Origin of the sequence: Kribbella sp. NPDC058245, from assembly GCF_042882005.1 — a bacterium.
Classification (GTDB): domain Bacteria; phylum Actinomycetota; class Actinomycetes; order Propionibacteriales; family Kribbellaceae; genus Kribbella.
The window spans coordinates 1-14,994 of sequence record NZ_JBHVWY010000006.1 but is presented as its reverse complement, the minus strand read 5'-3'; the positions used below and the strand labels follow the sequence as shown (position 1 = coordinate 14,994).

Sequence of the window (14,994 nt, the reverse complement as noted above, 5' to 3'; positions counted from 1 at the left end):
GTATAGCGGACCGATCATCGATCGACGGGAAACCCAGTGTCAAGGGGTCAACGCAGCGTGACCACCTCCGCGGCAGCCTGGTCGCGCTGCCGCGGACGAATTCGTCGAAGTCCTGGCCCCGAGTCACCCGGCGCCCCTCCTGTGATCTGGTCTGTACCGAGAATGACACCGGCGCGGTCCGGAAGGTTGAGACAGAATGTGCGGAAGCCGGAGGAGGGACTGACATGCGAGTCATCGGGTTGATGTCCGGGACGTCGTACGACGCGATCGACGCGGCGGCGGCCGACCTCCGCCTGGACGGGGACCAGTTGGTGCTGACCCCACTCGGACTGCTCAGCCAGCCGTATCCGGACCAGGTGCGTCTCGAGCTGGCCGGATTGTTGCCGCCAGCAAGCACTTCTGTGGAGCAGGTGTGCCGACTGGACACCGGGATCGGGCAGGCGTTCGCGGCCGTGGCGCGGCAGGCGGTCGAACAGCTCTGTGGTGGGTACGCCGATCTGATCGTGTCGCACGGGCAGACCGTTTATCACTGGGTCGACGAGGGGCAGGTCCGCGGGACGCTGCAGCTCGGGCAGCCGGCGTGGATCGCGGAAGCGACCGGAACGACGGTTGTGTCGGATCTGCGGGCGCGTGATGTCGCGGCGGGTGGTCAGGGCGCGCCGCTGGTGAGCATCGTCGACGTGTTGTGGCTGCGCGGGCGGACCGGCGTACCGATTGCTTTGAATCTTGGCGGGATCGCGAACATCACCGTGGTGGACGGGGATCCGGTCGCGTTCGATACCGGACCGGCGAATGCGCTGATTGATGCGGTGGTCTCGGAGCTGACCGTGGGGCGGCTGAGTTTTGACGCCGACGGGGTGATGGCTGGGCGTGGCGAGGTGCACGAGGAGTTGCTGGCGCGGCTGCTCGCGGAGCCGTACTACGCGCTGCCGGCACCGAAGAGCACGGGCAAGGAGCTGTTCAACCTCGCGTACCTGGCCCGGATGATGGAGGGGCTGCCCGAGATCCCGGCCGACGACCTGGTCGCCACGGTGACCGCGCTGACGGCCCGCACGGTTGCGGACGCCGTACGGCGGCATGGTGGGACCGAGGTGATCGCCTCCGGCGGCGGAATCCGGAACCCGGCCCTGATGCAACGGCTCGGTTCCGAACTGGACGGCGTACCGGTGGTGAACACAGACGAGCTGGGGTTGCCGTCGGCGGCCAAGGAGGCGCTGGCGTTCGCCGTACTGGGGTTCCTGACCGTGCACGGGCTGGGCGGGACAGTGCCGAGCTGCACCGGCGCTACGCACTCGAGCGTGCTCGGATCGATCACTCCCGGCCTCGGTGGTGTGCCGCATATCTCGGCCGATGTCCGCCCTCCGGCGAGCCTTCTGATCGAGTCAGCGCCACACTAAGTGCCCCGTAGGCGGCGTCGCTCGGCGCTATCGGCGCCCAGGCACGCACCTCGCGGCACTTGCCCAGCGCCCACGATGCTCCGCATCGAGGCCACTGACCAAGCACCACGATGCACGCACCTGGACACCGCTATCGCTCGAGCGACACCACCTACGGGACACTAGTTCTGTGACGAGGTTGTTCGTGGTGACAGGAGCGCCCGGGGCCGGCAAGTCGACGGTCGTGCCGGAGCTGGTGCGGTTGAATCCGGGGAATCTCGTCGTGATGGACATGGACGAGCTGCTGGACGACAACGGTCGGCTGCTCGGGATCAGCATCGCGAGTCCGACCGCGGCGCCCATCTGGCCGGCGTACAACGCGGTCTGGCTGCGCATCACCGAGCTGATCCGCCGCTCCGGCATCCCCGTCCTGCTGCTGACGCCCGGTCTCCCCAGTGAACTTCCGGAAGGGCGCTGGCTGCACCTCGACTGCCCCGACGCGATCCGCCGCAAACGGCTGGCCGCCCGCGGCTGGCTCCAGGATCAGATCGACGACGCCCTCGCCGACGCCGCCGAACTCCGCAAGTACGTCCCCCGCTCGGTCCGCGGCGACGTCTCGCCCGAACGCGTCGCCCGCAGCATCCTGGACTGGATCCGTGGCGAACGCTTCGGCAAGACCCTCAACCTCTGGACCCGCTTCCGCGGCTGACGGTGGACACCCCGCGGTCCGGATGACAACATGTTGTCCATGCAGATCCCGCCGCGCGCCGACTGGCCGAAGCCGGCCAAGGAGACCGAAGGCGGCGCACTGCTGACCGACGTCATCCTCGCCACCTTCCGCCTCAACGTCCGCCTCCTCGAGGCCGCCCAGGAACTGGCCGCCCACGGCGGCCTCACCGCAGCCTGGTGGCAGGTCCTCGGCGGCGTCCTCGACGAACCCCGCTCGGTCGCCGACGTCGGTCGCCTGATGGGCGTCAGCCGCCAAGGCGTCCAGCGCATCGCCGACCTCCTGGTCGACCGCGGCCTCGCCGAGTACCGCGACAACCCCGCGCACCGCCGCGCCAAACTCCTCGCCTGCACCGAAGCCGGCTACTGGGCCATCCGCCAGGTCTCCATCGCCCAACACCCCTGGGCCGCCACCCTCAGCGCCGACCTGGACCTCCCCGCCCTCCGTACCACCCTCACCACCCTGCAATCCCTCATCACCAAACTAGAAGCCTGAACGCCCCCCGCACGACCGACTGCAGGTAGTCAGCTAGGCCCGGACCCACCCTCCGCCAGCACGACCGACTGCAGGTAGTCCGCCCCTCCATCCCGGCCGCCCCCGAGCCCCCGCGCGAATCATGCGGCCCGTTCACCCCACCTGCAGTTCGTAGTGCCGCCGGGGCGTGTCGGTCGTACGTCGGCACGAGCGACTGCAGGTGGTCGCCCCCAGCCGGGTCCGTCCTCCGGGCCCCCGCGTGAATCACCCCGCCTGTTCACCGCACCTGCAGTCGGTAGTGCCGCCGGGGCGTGTCGGTCGTACGTCGGCACGAGCGACTGCAGGTAGTCCCCCCAGTCCGGTCCGTCCTCCGGGCCCCCGCGTGAATCACCCCGCCCGTTCACCGCACCTGCAGTCGGTAGTGCCGCCGGGGCGTGTCCGTTGTACGTCGGCACGAGCGACTGCAGGTAGTCGGGTCCGAGCCTGGTCCGTCTTCGCGCCCAGGCGTGATTCATCCGGTCCGTGCACCGCACCTGCAGTCGGTAGTGCGGTCGGGGTGTGTCGGTCGTACGCCGGCGCGAGCGACTGCAGGTACTGCGTTTGGTGGGTGCTCACCCTGCGGGCGCGAGGTGGTGGCAGGCGCGGCGAGTGACCACCTGCAGTCGTTAGTGGCGAGTGACCACCTGCAGTCGTTAGTGGCGAGTGACCACCTGCAGTCGTTAGTGCAGGACGGCGGCGGCCGGGGTTACCGGGCTGGGTGGAGGGTGACCTGTTGGGATTGGCCGTGGGTTTGGTGGGTGGTGAAGGTCAGGCGGGTGCCGGTGAGGGTTCGGGTGACTTGTACGGCGGGGTTGGGGGTGACTGGGCGTAGGTATCGGGCCCAGAGGTTGAGGGTGATGGTGGCGCGGGTGGTGGTGGGGTCGGAGACGGCGACGGTCAGGCCGGCGGGGGTGCGTTGGAGGAGGACCGAGGCGGGGCCGTCGATGGTGAGGCCGGGCAGGTGATGTAGGCCTGGGGTGAAGGTGTTGGCGGCGGTGAGGCGGAGGCCTTGGTGTTGGATTGCTTGCAGGCGCGGAGTGTTGGCCAGTACGGCGAGGCGTCCGTGGCTGTAGGCGCGGAGCGCGGGCTCGGTCGCGTGGGGGACGAGTGCGTAGGCGAGTGAGCGGGTGGAGCCGGCGGGTTGGGCGGCGGTGAGGGCGAAGACCTGCTTGGTGACGGGGGTGTCCGGGTTGGCGGTTCGGATCACGCGACGGCTGCGGGTGACCTGCTGCACGTCTGCGGTGAGGTCGGCGGGGGTCAGGAAGTAGTAGCCGACGGCAACATTATTCGCGGTCGCGTAGCGCAGCCAGCGGGGCCTGCCGGAACCGGTCCAAGGCCGGCCCTCACCGGTGATGGTCACAGCCTCGCTGGGGTCCGCGATGCGGGTGTCGAGGGTGGTGGTGACCGCGCGGTCGCTGTCACGGATACCAGCCGCGAGGACCACGATCTCGTCGTCGAGCAGGAACCAGGACTTGGTCGCGGACGCGTTCCGGTAGGTGACGAAGTTGTCCGGGAGTTCGTCGCGGGACGCGTAGGCGAAGTCGTCGGACTGCACCCAGCCAGCCGCGCCGTACGCGCCGAGGGTGGCGCCACCGGAGTACTTGTTGGTGCCGGTCGGGAAGTAGACGTAGGTGTTCTGCGCCTCCGACGACGCCGTGAACTGCGGCGGGTTGTCGTAGTACGCGGTCCCGTAGAGCTCCGGGATGGTCTTGCGGGTCTCGACCGGAGCGGTCACCCCGGCGAGCGCGTACGGCGAGATGGTGGTGAAGTAGTCGACGCCGTACGAGCGGGTTTGGTCCTGGCCGGTCAGATACAGGTAGTGCGCGCCGTCGCCCTGGAACCACGGCATCAGGTTCTCGCCGCTCATGTACTCGTACTTGCTGATGCGATCCGAGTTCCGCGCCAGTGCGAAGGCGAATCCGGGCCGACGGTGCACCGTCCGGTCCATCGCGTTGAACGCGACGCTGCTGGCCGCCGGGTTGAGATCGGCCGGCACGATCGTGGGATCGGCCCGCAGGTCCGCGAACCGCGCGATGCTCACCGGCGAGACGAAGCTGTTCGGGTTGATCGTCGGTCGCGCGGTGAACTTGGCGAACCCCTTCAACCGCGCCGCGTCCTGCGTGGTCGCATAGTCCGCCAGGTCGACGACCGCCTCCACGACGACGGCCACATCGTCGTACCCGGTGGTGGTTCGGGAGACCGCGCGGCCCTTGACGATCTCCATCATCCAGCCCTCGAAGATCAGCGGCGCGAACCCGTGCTCGACCCAGCCCTGTACGACGCCAACCAGCTGATCGGTCTGTGCGTACGACGTGTTGTCGAGGATCTTGATGGTCTGGACGACCCGGCTGAGCAGAGCTTTGCCGTAGGAGCCGGTGTAGGCCACGGATGCGTGCTGGATGAAGGAACCGTCGGCGTAGTACCCGTCGGTGACGCCGTGCTGCAGGTTGTACGGATCGACGGTCGCGAAGACCGTGAACTGATCCTGCAGCGCCTTGCGGATCCGGGCGTCGTCGCCGAGCAGCGCGCCTTGCAGGACTCGGTTCGCGGTGATGTCGACGAGGTTGGCGCCGGTGTGGAATCGCGAGTCGAGGTCGACGTCGCCGTTCTTCCCGTTCCGCAGGTAGGCGTCCATCGAGGCGACGTACGGCGTGACGAGGGTGGCGGGGGCGTCGATCAGGGCGAGCGTCTTGGAGACGAACGTGGAGATCCCGATCTCCCACGTGAACCAGTTGCCGTAATACCCGGTCGACTGATCGCCGTACCAACCGTCGGACAGGCGCTGAAGGCCGTCGGCGATCTTGGCGCGGATCTGCGCGTTGCCCTGCAGGTCGGAGGCCGGCCCGGGACGGCGGTAGGCGAGCGCGATCTCATAGAGATGCTGGTACGACGCGCTCAGGTTCGGATCGCTGGTCCCGAGTGGGAGGCCGGCGAACAGCTCGTTGGCGCCGGCTCGGTCCATCGCGGCGAGCCAGGTCCGCGCGGTCGCGTCGATCGCGGAGACCTTTGCAGCGACCTCGGGGCGCGCGTTGGAGGCCGCCGTACCGGCGTAGATCGCGATCGCGTTGGCCAGCAACTGGTCCGGCTCGTCCGCCGTGGCGGCTCCTGCGCTCACTGGTCGTACGGCGGTCAGCAGCGCGGTGGCGGGGACAAGCGACAGCAAGCGGCGGCGGGTGATATCCACAAGAACTCCCAGGGCGATGGGAAAAACCTCACCCCGGGAGTCAATCAGCCGGAACTATCTTCCGGCAAGCGGTTACCACCCTTCACTTTGAGCGGTGCGGAGTCACCGGCCGCGCCCGGCAATCGTGGCCGTGAACAGGATGTGGTGGCCCCGGACAGGTGATTTCTTGTTCAAGCCCACCACCGGCTCTGCGCACCCCCGACAAGTGGCCGCGGAGCGCCGGGGCGGCTGGGGTCAGGAGCCGCCGGCCCCAACGAGTTGGCCGTCCATGGAGAGGATGCGGATCGGCCCGCCGGTGGTCTTGGAAGGGATGACCAGGGCTATTTGGTGGAGGTAGTCCTGGTGCAGGGCCTGGGTGTACTTGACCATGCTGCTGAAGGCTGTCGCCTCACCGCTGGTCCAGTAGGCGTTGGAGCCTGGCTCGACGCGCTGGAGGTACTGCTCGGTCAGCGCGAGGAAGACGAGGCCTTCGCCGTCGGCGGTGATGAAGGTGACCGGGGTGCCGGCCGGCTTGAAGGTGTCGCTGACGGCGGCGATGTAGGACTCGGCGGCGTCGGTGACCTTCGACTTGGCGCGCTGCTCGAGCAGCTTGGCCATGCCGGGGGAGGGGGTGAACGCCTTGGCTTCGGCGGCCTTCGGACCGCCGCTCAGGTACGCCGCCAGGGTCGGTGCGACCGCGGTCGGGTGGGTGGCGAGGTTGGTCACGTCGGCGCGGCTGGGGGTCCGCACGCCTTCCATGGCCGGGAGGGCGATGGACTGGCCGGGGTAGACCGAGTGCGTCAGCAGCCAGGGGGCGCCTGCGCTCTCGCGCTCCCACACGCCGAGCTGGCGGGTGCCTGCGGCGCCTGAGACGCCGGATGTGACGACGAAGCGCATCGGGTACGCCGCGAACTCGGGCGCACCGACAACCGGGTCGGTGAACGTGAACGGCTTGTCCGTGGCCTTGCCGGCGGCGTCGAGCTTGCGGCCGATCTGGAAGCCGGCCAGGGTCTGGGCGAGCGTCGGCTGGGACTCGATGGTGGCGGCGAGTTTGTCGTCGCGGGTCGCGTTGGCCTTGTTGTTGACCTCGTTGTACTTGGTCACCACGGCCTTGGCGTCGATGACGGTGACCGCGGGCCGACGGTCGGGGACCGTCAGGTTGTTCTTCGGCGGCATCAGGCCGCAGCTCGTTGCTGTCAGCAACAAAGCGCCGCTGGCCAGGAGAGCTGCCGTCCGCTTGACCGCCTCGTCGCTCTTCACGAACTCCGGCGACTCATCCAGCGGGAGCGTCTCCGCGGGCGGAGTGGGCTCGGCCTGGCGAGTCGGCTGGGCAGCGCCCTCCGCATCCCAGGCCGGCGTGGGAGTGGTGAGCGGAGCCGCGGGCGCGGTGGTGGTCGGCAGCGCCGCGCGGGACTTCGCCCGGGCAACCGCCGCGGGCGACATCAGCATCGGCGCCGACCGCAACGGCTGCACTCCCGGAGTCGATCGGCCAGGAGCCTGCCGAGCCGGAACCGCCTGCCGAGCCGGAGCCGCGACCGGAGCCGGGACGGCCGGAGTGGCCGGCGTGGTCGGGTCCAGAGCCTGGGTCGGAGCATTCGGACCCGCGAGAACCGCAGCCTGATGCGGAGCCGCCGACACGGCGGGCGTCGACGACGGCTGAGCGATCACCGCGAGCGTCTCGGTCGCCTCATCCGCGGTCACGTGCTCAACCGGCCGTACGTCGGGCGCCCGGTACGCCGGGACGTCGTCGAGCATCGCGGGCACCCGGCCGACCGGAGCGAACGGACTGTCGCTCCGAACCGGAGCCGTTCCGGTCTCAGTAACCGCGTCCACGTCTTCCGCATCCGAGGCCGCCGATGGCCGACGGAACGCCAGGGCGATCCCCAGCGTGAGAGCCACGATCCCGGCGCCGAGCACGAGCAGGCTGATCCCGAACGACCGGTGTAGCTCGATCCCGAAGCTCACCTTCGCGTCGACCGCCGGCGTGCCGTCGGCGTTCATCACGACGACCGAGTAGCGGCCGTCCTGCATCGGCCAGGCGATCGACTGGCCGCCGGTGCCCCCGGACTTCGCCACCCACCAGTCCAGATCGCCGGGCGGCGTCAGCTTGTTCTCGAAGCCGTTCATGGTCTGGGTGCTGATCGTGGACGGTACGTCGTACCGGATCACGCGGGTGTGGGCGGCGCCGGCCAGGTAGTCGGCGACGTCGAGGTCCTGCGCGATGCCGACGAAGAGCGGCTTCGACCCGGTCACGCTGACGCGCAGGGTCGGGCCGTGCCGGTCGAGCAGGTCGGGTGCGGTGACCACGGCCAGGCCGTCGCTGGTCAGCGACCGGCCGCCGGTGGAGATGGTGTTGTCCGGTCCTACCAGCCAGAACGCGGCGGCGGCACCGGCGACGCCGACGACCAGGCCGATCAGGGTCAGCAGCAGGCCCAAAGCAGTGCGGGCGAAACGCATCGAGAGCTCCCGTTGGTACGACGAGCCCGGCCCGCGGACGGGGGACCGGACAGCGGGCTCGGCCGTGGGCCCCGTCGGGATCCCCGTTACTTCACCCGTTGACGTACCTAACTGATCGACCACGGATCTGTTACGATCCCGTCAATTAGCGAATCGCCATTCACAAATTCGGAGGCCGGAGATGGCCCGTCCGCGGCTGGTGAGTGACGACGCGATCCTGGACGCGACGCGCCGGGTGCTGGCCGAGTCCGGGCCCGCGCGGCTGACCCTGGCAGCGGTCGGTGAGCGGGCCGGGCTGGCGGCGCCGACGTTGATGCAGCGGTTCGGCTCCAAACGCGGCCTGCTGCTCGCCGCAGCCACTCGGTCCGCGCAGCAGGTGCTGCCCGAGGCCGACGAGGCCGCGTCCCGCCACGCGTCGCCGTTGGCCGCCCTCCGCACCTTTCTCCTGGCCGCTGCCGCGCACCAGCTCGTGGACCTGGGCAACGATCCGGAGGTACGGCGTCAGACCCAGTCCCGCTCGGATGCCGTGCTGGCCGCGTGTGAGCGGTTCTACCGCGCCGCCCAAACCAGCGGCGAGCTGCGCCCGGCGGCCGACGTACAGGCTCTTGCTCGGCAGACCCTGGTCAGCTGGACCGGCGCGCTCGCGGTCACCGGCCTCGGACCGCCGCGCGCGCTGATCGCGGAGCAGCTCAGTGCACTGCTCGCGCCGCATCGTTGATCAGGGCAACGATCAACCGTTTGATCGACCCGCCAGGATGTGCCCGGCTCGGCGGGCGACGACGAGGGCACTGATCACATCGGTCACGAAGAAGAGATGCGCGATCACGTTGACGGCACAGAAGGCCGGGGTGATGGCTCGTCGCCGCATCAGCAGCGCCAGGCAGGCGATCCCGTAGATCGAGGTCGGCAGCAGCATCAGGTAGCCGCAGATGAGGCCGGGAGCGAGGCTCAGCGAGGCGATGGTCGCGGTGAACCACAGATCGCTCGTCGACCTCACGAGGTAGAGCGAGAGGGCCGACAGCACTCCGGTGATGACCAGCGCGAGGACGAGGTTCTGGACGAACAGCGGGATCATCGTCAGCTTGACCGCGCGGTTCGAGCGCCGGAGCGCGTCGAGGTCGTCGGCCAGGAAGTACCGGACCGCGATCCGGAGGGCGACCAGCGGCACGACCGGGACGACCACGAGGACCATGAACGCCACGGCCGGGACGATGGCGAGCTGGAAGTCCAAGGTGGTGCCGACGAAGATCCGCCAATCGAGGTAGTACACCCCGACGACGACCAGCCAGATCGTCGAGAGGGTCGAAAACACGAGCAGCACACCGGTCAGCAGGTGCTTCGTCACCACACTCGGCGGGCGCGCCGTACCGAGGCGGTTCCGGGCGACCTCGATCACGACCATCGCGCCGACGATGTCGGTGACGAAGAGGAACTGCAGAATCAGGTGCAGGCCGTAAAAGACCGGGCCGATCCGATCGGTCTTGCGCATCAGCGTCAGACAACCCACCGTGTACGCCGAAGTCGGCAGCAGCACGAGGTAGGTCAGGACGACGAACAGCAACGCGGTCAGGAATCCGCGCAAACCGAAGTGGTCCTTATCGGCTGAGCCGACGTGGATGACGACTCTGGTCAGCGCGACGAAGTTCAGGACGAAGAACGGGATGGCGGCGATCTTCACCAGATTCGCCGAGGCCTGCAGCGCGTGCAGGTCCTGGCGCCGCCGCAGGCGGATCGCATCGGCGACCACGAAGCCCGCCACGACGAAATAGACGAGCATCCATCCGACCAGCAGCACGGACAGGGCGGGCAGTTCGTAGATCAGGCCGATGAGCAGGAGGGCGCCGAGGCCCAACCACGCTCCGAGGGCTTTCGCCGCCGTACTCGTCATGGGTATGCGCCTCGACATGTGCTGACAAAGGGGCGGGCGACCGGTCACCCGAAGGACGCCTGAGCGTATAACCGCCCGGGGGGCATCACCGGGGCGAACATTCTCGTGGAGCGGGTGACGAGAATCGAACTCGCACTGTCAGCTTGGGAACTGACTTGTCATCCGCCAGACGGCTGAGCGTGGCCACGCCTAGGGGCAAATCCGGGCTCGATTGACCGTCGCCGACCGCCCCTAACCGACGCTAGCCGTCCAATCGGGCACGGATCGGGCACGGATCGGGCACAGGGCTTCGGTGCTGACACCAGGTGCTGCGCTAGCCGCGTGACCCGGCTGGGTGGTGTCCAGCTCTCGTGTGGCGCATACAAATCTACGCGGCGAGGGGCTATCTTCATTGTCGATAGTCTGAAATGGGGTGGGCTCTTGATTCTCGACACGCAAGTTGACCCTGAGATGGGGTTGAAGATAGCACAATTGGGTCGATTGGCTAGTAATCTGACTAACCATGTTATGGCCGAACCTGGTGTGTCTAGGCCAGGCGGGAAGCGTCTCCAATTGGCAGTGCACAGGCTAGTCGCCATATGTTCATTTCCAAATGAAGAACAGGGTTCAGAGAAGGTGAGGCTGGCGCCGCATATCTATCTGTATCTTGATGATGGGGTAATCAGTTCATTTGTGCGCCGACTTCATATATTCGCTGAGGCTGCAGATGCGGATTCTTGGGATGAAGCCGATGCCTACGATCTCGCAAGTGAGATTGAGGAATACCTGAGGCAATCCTGCAATCGCCTAATAGTCGATTTCGAGAACGGAACGCTTAGAGGCAAGGCTGGCGAGGGATATCACTCTGCCGAACATAAGGCTGTCTCCAGGACTTCTAGTGATGCTGGAGAGGCAATCGACTCAATTGCACGTCAGCGACGATTGGATGCGGCTGCGAATGAGCTCGAAAAACTCAAGCTGTCTGCGCAGAGGGCGGCCTCTACTGTTGCTGAGGGTGAGCTGTCCGAGGCCTTCAGTTCCTATGGAGACCGAGAGAATAGGCTCGCTGAGGTATTCCGGATCACCGCAATCTGTCTTCTGCTATTGCTAATATCATTCTCGGTATTTAGTGCCGCAAAGCTTCCCGCCAGTCTCGGGGCATCGCTGGCGCACGTGGGGATTGGCCTGTCTGGACTCGCTGCATTCGGCTATATGGCGCGGGAATCGTCGCAGCATCGCCGGGCGGGTAGATGGGCGAAGGTTATGTCAGTGCAGCTCAGGACGCTGGATGCCTATGCGGCCGATATGGAGGACGAGCAGCGTCGTGCGTTGCGCGAACAGTTTGCTCGCCGAGTATTCGCATCACCCGAGTATTCACTTGATGATGCCGGTCCGGCTGGAGCGACCACAGACCTCGGCCCAGTACTCGAAGCGGTTATGAGCCTGATCAAGGTCGCGCGCGGCACTTAGGTGAATTAACTTCCTGACGGTTTTAGTACACGAGCGACGTCCGGCGGCTCGTACAGGTCGCTCTTCTGGACCTTGCCGTCACGCTCAATCGGGCGCCCGTCGCGGTCGAGCTTCGTCATGTTGGCGCGGTGGATCTCGGTGATGACAGCGTCTAGGTCGATGCCGTAGCTGATGGCCGTTCCGTAGGCGGCGTAGACGACGTCGGCCAGTTCGTGGGCGATCTCGACTAGATTGCCGCCTTGAGCTGCCTCGGCGACCTCACGGACTTCTTCGTCAAGGATGCGCTGGCGGGCTTCGGCGAGCTCAGGTGCCAGAGGAGTCGGGCGGTCAGGGTGTGACAGCCCGAAGACCTCGTGGAACTCGCGGACCTTCCGCCAGGGCGATTCACTCACCGGCGGGCCGTTCGGCCGGCACTGTCTCGACGGCCTTCGGTTCGGGGTGGCGGCCGTACTCGGTGTAGAGCGGAAAGCCTTGTGCGAGTGCCTCCTGGGCGCGGGCGAGTCGCCGAACCATGGAGGGGCGCATGCGGTCACTCGCCTGGTCGAGCGTCATGAACTGGAAGCGTCGGGCTTCGGTGTCGTCCAAGGTGATCTGGGAAATCTGCTCATCGGTGAGTACGCCGCCGTCGAAGATGAACATGATCCCGTCGAACCACGGGCCTGATGCCGGGATCCAGTCCACCACGAGTGGCGGCCCGATTTCGATGTCGATCCCGATTTCCTCGCGAGCTTCACGACGAACAGCGTCTAGCGGCGACTCGTCGAACTCGGTGACCCCGCCGGGGATCTCAAGGGTCGGCTTGTAGACCGCCTCTAGGAAGAGGATCAGACCTTCGCTGTTGCGGACAAGGGCACCGGCTGCGGTGGTCTTCTTCGGCAGTCTGGCGGCTATGCCAGCGTTGAATTCCTTCTCCGGCTCACCATCGGCAGCTACGTCGGCTTCGCGATAGGGGTGGGTCATTTACCTGCACCTTCTGGGTTGAGCCCGCTTTGGTCGAAGAAGTCTCGAACAACCTGCGTGGTCGTGAATGGCTTGAGCTTCGCGGCTAGACGTTCGAGGTGGCGGTGTGCGCGGTTGGAGTCAACGTTGTCGGTCAGCGCGACTATTTCCGCGCCGTAGTGACAAGCCAGCTCGAGTTCACCTTCCCGGGCGGCCGCAATCCCGAGTTCGGCGGCACTGTAGATTCGGCGTCTGGGTCGGTCTCCCGATCCTTCCCAAACCTGAGTGAGATGCCTCCTCGCTTCCTTGGTGTTGCCAAGGTCGTTCCAGCAGGTCCCTGCGTGGCTGGCGAACATGATTTCATCCCACTCAGGCTCCCAAGCGCGCGGCGTCCCCGACTCGATCCGCTCATAGGATCGCTCAGCTTGGTGGAGTGCGGCTGTTGCGTCCCCAACCGCCCCGAGAGCGGCATGCGATCGAGCAACCAGCAGATCGGCCTCAACGAGGACCGGCGGGCTACCAGCGGACTCAGCGACATTCTGAGCGACTCTGGCCACGCGCAAGGCAGATGCAGCCTGACCGATGTGGAGCGCCTGGTGCGTGATGCTGGTCATCAGGTACGCCGACAACGCGACATCTCCGACCTCGCGCGCCAGCCGGAGCGCCTGAGTGAAGTACGCCTGCCCCATGCCATGGTGTCCGGCGTCGTAGTACATCCATCCGACGATCTCGCACAGCTCGGCCACGGCAGAGAAGAGCTCAGAGCGAGCTTGCGACTCGATCTCCCTTTGGAGCAAGGGCAAGGCGACATCGTGCAGATACTTGCGGGCCGTTGCTCGACACTCGGCACCACCCGCACGCCGTTCAATCGTGTCAATGGCCGTGATCATCGCCCGGACCTGCTGCACATTCGCGCTCGTGACGCGGCTTCCGTCGGCGCTGACAACGGCTTGCCCTACGGCCGACATCAGCCAGTCGAGCACGGTTGCGGCGAGATCGTCGGGGCGATACACGACGCTGTCGGCCGACGGCTCCGCAAGGTTTTGGAGGATCGTCACGGCCACGTCTAGGCCGGAAGGGTAGACAGTCAACGAGTGGCCGGCCTTGGGTGAAGAGTTCCCGGCCACCAGCGCGGGGCGCATCTCCCTGAAGCGTTCAACGACGGCCTCAGGTGCATCGGTCAACGCGCGGGACATCACCCCCTGCATATCTGGCCTGAGAGGGGTCCGCGGACGCTTCCGCCAGTTGTACAGCGTGCGCGGCGCAACCCCGAGAACGTCCTGTGCAAACGCCTCGTCCGTCATCGCCGGATTCACGGCACGGTAGGCGTCTTGCAGCGCTTGAACGGTCTCGGAGGTCCATGCCCCGCTCTGCAGATTCATTCAGCTAGACCGCCGATGTGCAGAGCAATTTGCAGACGAGTTGCAGACGCCTTTCATGGTTTGGTGCCTCGATCGGCCGTTGACTTGTCGCTATGAGATTCCAGCGATTCAAGCCTCACCGTCAGGTCCTCCACGGTCCTACGCAGCTCCGCGAGCTGGTCCTGGACGGACGCCGGTTGAGCGCCTTCGGGATCGAGGCCGGACAGGTCCTCACTGACGAAAGTGCCCCGGCCACGGGAGGACACGAGCAGCCCTTCTCGCTGCAGCTCCCGAATCGCGTTGTGGAGCGTCATTTCGGCCACGTCGTACTCGGTCGTCAGTGCACGGAGTGGTGGAAGCTTCGCCCCCGCCGGGAACTCTCCTGCACGGATTCGGCGGCGGATGTCTTCTGCCAACTGAGCTTGCAGCGGCTGCGCGCTGCTCCGGTCGATCGCCACTCAATAACCGTACCGGAAACCACTAGGGCACGGCGGTGTATTGACAGATTCGATTGCCCTAGGGCACGCTAGGGCAATCGAAGTGACGCCCCGGCGGGTGCAACCGCCGAGGCGTCTGGGCCGCACCAATCCATTGCGTAGAGGAGCACAACCCAATGAGCATCATCCACCTTCCGGTCCTTCGGGACGATGAGCCGTCCGCCGCCGATCTGGTGGCGATCGAGCTGGAATGGCCGCTGATCGCGGCTGAGCTTGACCTGCTGGACGCCCAGATCACTCAGCTTTCGACCGGTCCGAACATGTCCGACATCGATCGTCGTCGTGTTCGTCGCGCCGAGCACCGCGTCTTGGCCGTCACCCGCCGGTTGCGAGACCTTGACGGCACGCGCGCCGCCCCGTGCGGATGCCCGGGCAATGTCGTCACGAGCACCTTGTCCGGTGGCGGAGAGCAGTGCGGTGCCTGCGGCTCGACCTGGGACCGGCACGACACGATTGTCACGTTCTACGCGTACGAGATCGGCGGTGCGGCATGACCGCCGTCGACCACGCCCACGAGGCGACCCTGAATCTGCAAGACGCCGACGACGCGCTGAGCGTCCAGAGCGAGCTCTACCGCCTGCGCCGGGCGCAGGTCCACGCCACTCTCGCTACTGTGCCGCCGGT

General features: G+C 66.7%; 13 protein-coding genes. 6 read left to right on the top strand and 7 right to left on the bottom strand.

The window, feature by feature from the left end; all coding sequences use genetic code 11:
• The first annotated feature begins 224 nt into the window (after positions 1–224).
• The 3 genes from ACFVWG_RS15070 (at position 225) to ACFVWG_RS15060 (ending at position 2,598) form a co-directional block, all read left to right on the top strand.
• Entirely contained in the window at positions 225–1,397 is a 1,173-nt protein-coding gene (locus tag ACFVWG_RS15070) for an anhydro-N-acetylmuramic acid kinase (RefSeq protein ID WP_391543850.1), read from the top strand.
• Positions 1,398–1,566: 169 nt separating this feature from the next.
• Positions 1,567–2,085 (top strand): AAA family ATPase, encoded by a 519-nt coding sequence (locus ACFVWG_RS15065; protein WP_391543849.1) that lies wholly within the window; start codon positions 1,567–1,569, stop codon positions 2,083–2,085.
• A 39-nt stretch (positions 2,086–2,124) separates the two neighbouring features.
• On the top strand, positions 2,125–2,598 hold the full coding sequence (locus tag ACFVWG_RS15060; protein ID WP_391543848.1) for a MarR family winged helix-turn-helix transcriptional regulator: 474 nt from the start codon (positions 2,125–2,127) through the stop codon (positions 2,596–2,598).
• Between the two features lie 724 nt (positions 2,599–3,322).
• Here the strand turns inward: ACFVWG_RS15060 and ACFVWG_RS15055 are convergent.
• A complete protein-coding gene (locus ACFVWG_RS15055; protein WP_391543846.1) occupies positions 3,323–5,800 on the bottom strand; it encodes a polysaccharide lyase family 8 super-sandwich domain-containing protein in 2,478 nt (825 codons plus the stop codon).
• Between the two features lie 234 nt (positions 5,801–6,034).
• Positions 6,035–8,236 carry a hypothetical protein gene (locus ACFVWG_RS15050; RefSeq protein WP_391543845.1) on the bottom strand — a complete coding sequence of 734 codons (2,202 nt, stop codon included), beginning with the start codon at positions 8,234–8,236 and terminating at the stop codon, positions 6,035–6,037.
• A gap of 181 nt (positions 8,237–8,417) precedes the next feature.
• Here ACFVWG_RS15050 and ACFVWG_RS15045 point away from each other — a divergent pair, with 181 nt between their 5' ends.
• Positions 8,418–8,954, top strand: a complete 537-nt coding sequence (locus tag ACFVWG_RS15045; protein ID WP_391543844.1) for a TetR/AcrR family transcriptional regulator — start codon at positions 8,418–8,420, stop codon at positions 8,952–8,954.
• 12 nt (positions 8,955–8,966) lie between these two features.
• On the opposite strand, the gene ACFVWG_RS15040 is transcribed toward ACFVWG_RS15045, so the two are convergent.
• Positions 8,967–10,124, bottom strand: coding sequence for a hypothetical protein (locus ACFVWG_RS15040; protein WP_391543842.1), 1,158 nt, complete (start codon positions 10,122–10,124; stop codon positions 8,967–8,969).
• 615 nt (positions 10,125–10,739) lie between these two features.
• Between ACFVWG_RS15040 and ACFVWG_RS15035 the strand changes: the two genes are divergently transcribed.
• Complete coding sequence (locus ACFVWG_RS15035) at positions 10,740–11,573, top strand: hypothetical protein (RefSeq protein ID WP_391543841.1); 834 nt, start codon at positions 10,740–10,742, stop codon at positions 11,571–11,573.
• A 5-nt stretch (positions 11,574–11,578) separates the two neighbouring features.
• Here the strand turns inward: ACFVWG_RS15035 and ACFVWG_RS15030 are convergent, their stop codons facing one another.
• Genes ACFVWG_RS15030 through ACFVWG_RS15015 form a run of 4 tightly spaced genes read right to left on the bottom strand, consistent with a single transcriptional unit; the run spans position 11,579 to position 14,331 of the window.
• On the bottom strand, positions 11,579–11,965 hold the full coding sequence (locus ACFVWG_RS15030) for a MazG nucleotide pyrophosphohydrolase domain-containing protein (protein ID WP_391543840.1): 387 nt from the start codon (positions 11,963–11,965) through the stop codon (positions 11,579–11,581).
• Positions 11,958–12,533 carry an NUDIX domain-containing protein gene (locus tag ACFVWG_RS15025; RefSeq protein ID WP_391543839.1) on the bottom strand — a complete coding sequence of 192 codons (576 nt, stop codon included), beginning with the start codon at positions 12,531–12,533 and terminating at the stop codon, positions 11,958–11,960. The genes ACFVWG_RS15030 and ACFVWG_RS15025 overlap by 8 nt, the downstream gene beginning before the upstream one ends.
• A complete protein-coding gene (locus ACFVWG_RS15020; protein WP_391543838.1) occupies positions 12,530–13,894 on the bottom strand; it encodes a hypothetical protein in 1,365 nt (454 codons plus the stop codon). The genes ACFVWG_RS15025 and ACFVWG_RS15020 overlap by 4 nt, the downstream gene beginning before the upstream one ends.
• Before the next feature lie 53 nt (positions 13,895–13,947).
• A complete protein-coding gene (locus ACFVWG_RS15015) occupies positions 13,948–14,331 on the bottom strand; it encodes a GntR family transcriptional regulator (RefSeq protein ID WP_391543836.1) in 384 nt (127 codons plus the stop codon).
• A gap of 155 nt (positions 14,332–14,486) precedes the next feature.
• Between ACFVWG_RS15015 and ACFVWG_RS15010 the strand changes: the two genes are divergently transcribed.
• Positions 14,487–14,864: a DUF6284 family protein gene (locus ACFVWG_RS15010; protein ID WP_391543835.1), complete on the top strand. Its 378-nt coding sequence runs from the start codon at positions 14,487–14,489 to the stop codon at positions 14,862–14,864.
• The last annotated feature ends 130 nt before the right edge of the window (positions 14,865–14,994 follow it).

Bases quoted from the DNA above. Each gene is read 5' to 3' on its own strand.
- ACFVWG_RS15025 (WP_391543839.1), bottom strand. From the start codon at position 12,533: ATGACCCACCCCTATCGCGAAGCCGACGTAGCTGCCGATGGTGAGCCG.
- ACFVWG_RS15010 (WP_391543835.1), top strand. From the start codon at position 14,487: ATGAGCATCATCCACCTTCCGGTCCTTCGGGACGATGAGCCGTCCGCC.
- ACFVWG_RS15060 (WP_391543848.1), top strand. From the start codon at position 2,125: ATGCAGATCCCGCCGCGCGCCGACTGGCCGAAGCCGGCCAAGGAGACC.
- ACFVWG_RS15040 (WP_391543842.1), bottom strand. From the start codon at position 10,124: ATGACGAGTACGGCGGCGAAAGCCCTCGGAGCGTGGTTGGGCCTCGGC.
- ACFVWG_RS15050 (WP_391543845.1), bottom strand. From the start codon at position 8,236: ATGCGTTTCGCCCGCACTGCTTTGGGCCTGCTGCTGACCCTGATCGGC.
- ACFVWG_RS15020 (WP_391543838.1), bottom strand. From the start codon at position 13,894: ATGAATCTGCAGAGCGGGGCATGGACCTCCGAGACCGTTCAAGCGCTG.
- ACFVWG_RS15070 (WP_391543850.1), top strand. From the start codon at position 225: ATGCGAGTCATCGGGTTGATGTCCGGGACGTCGTACGACGCGATCGAC.
- ACFVWG_RS15045 (WP_391543844.1), top strand. From the start codon at position 8,418: ATGGCCCGTCCGCGGCTGGTGAGTGACGACGCGATCCTGGACGCGACG.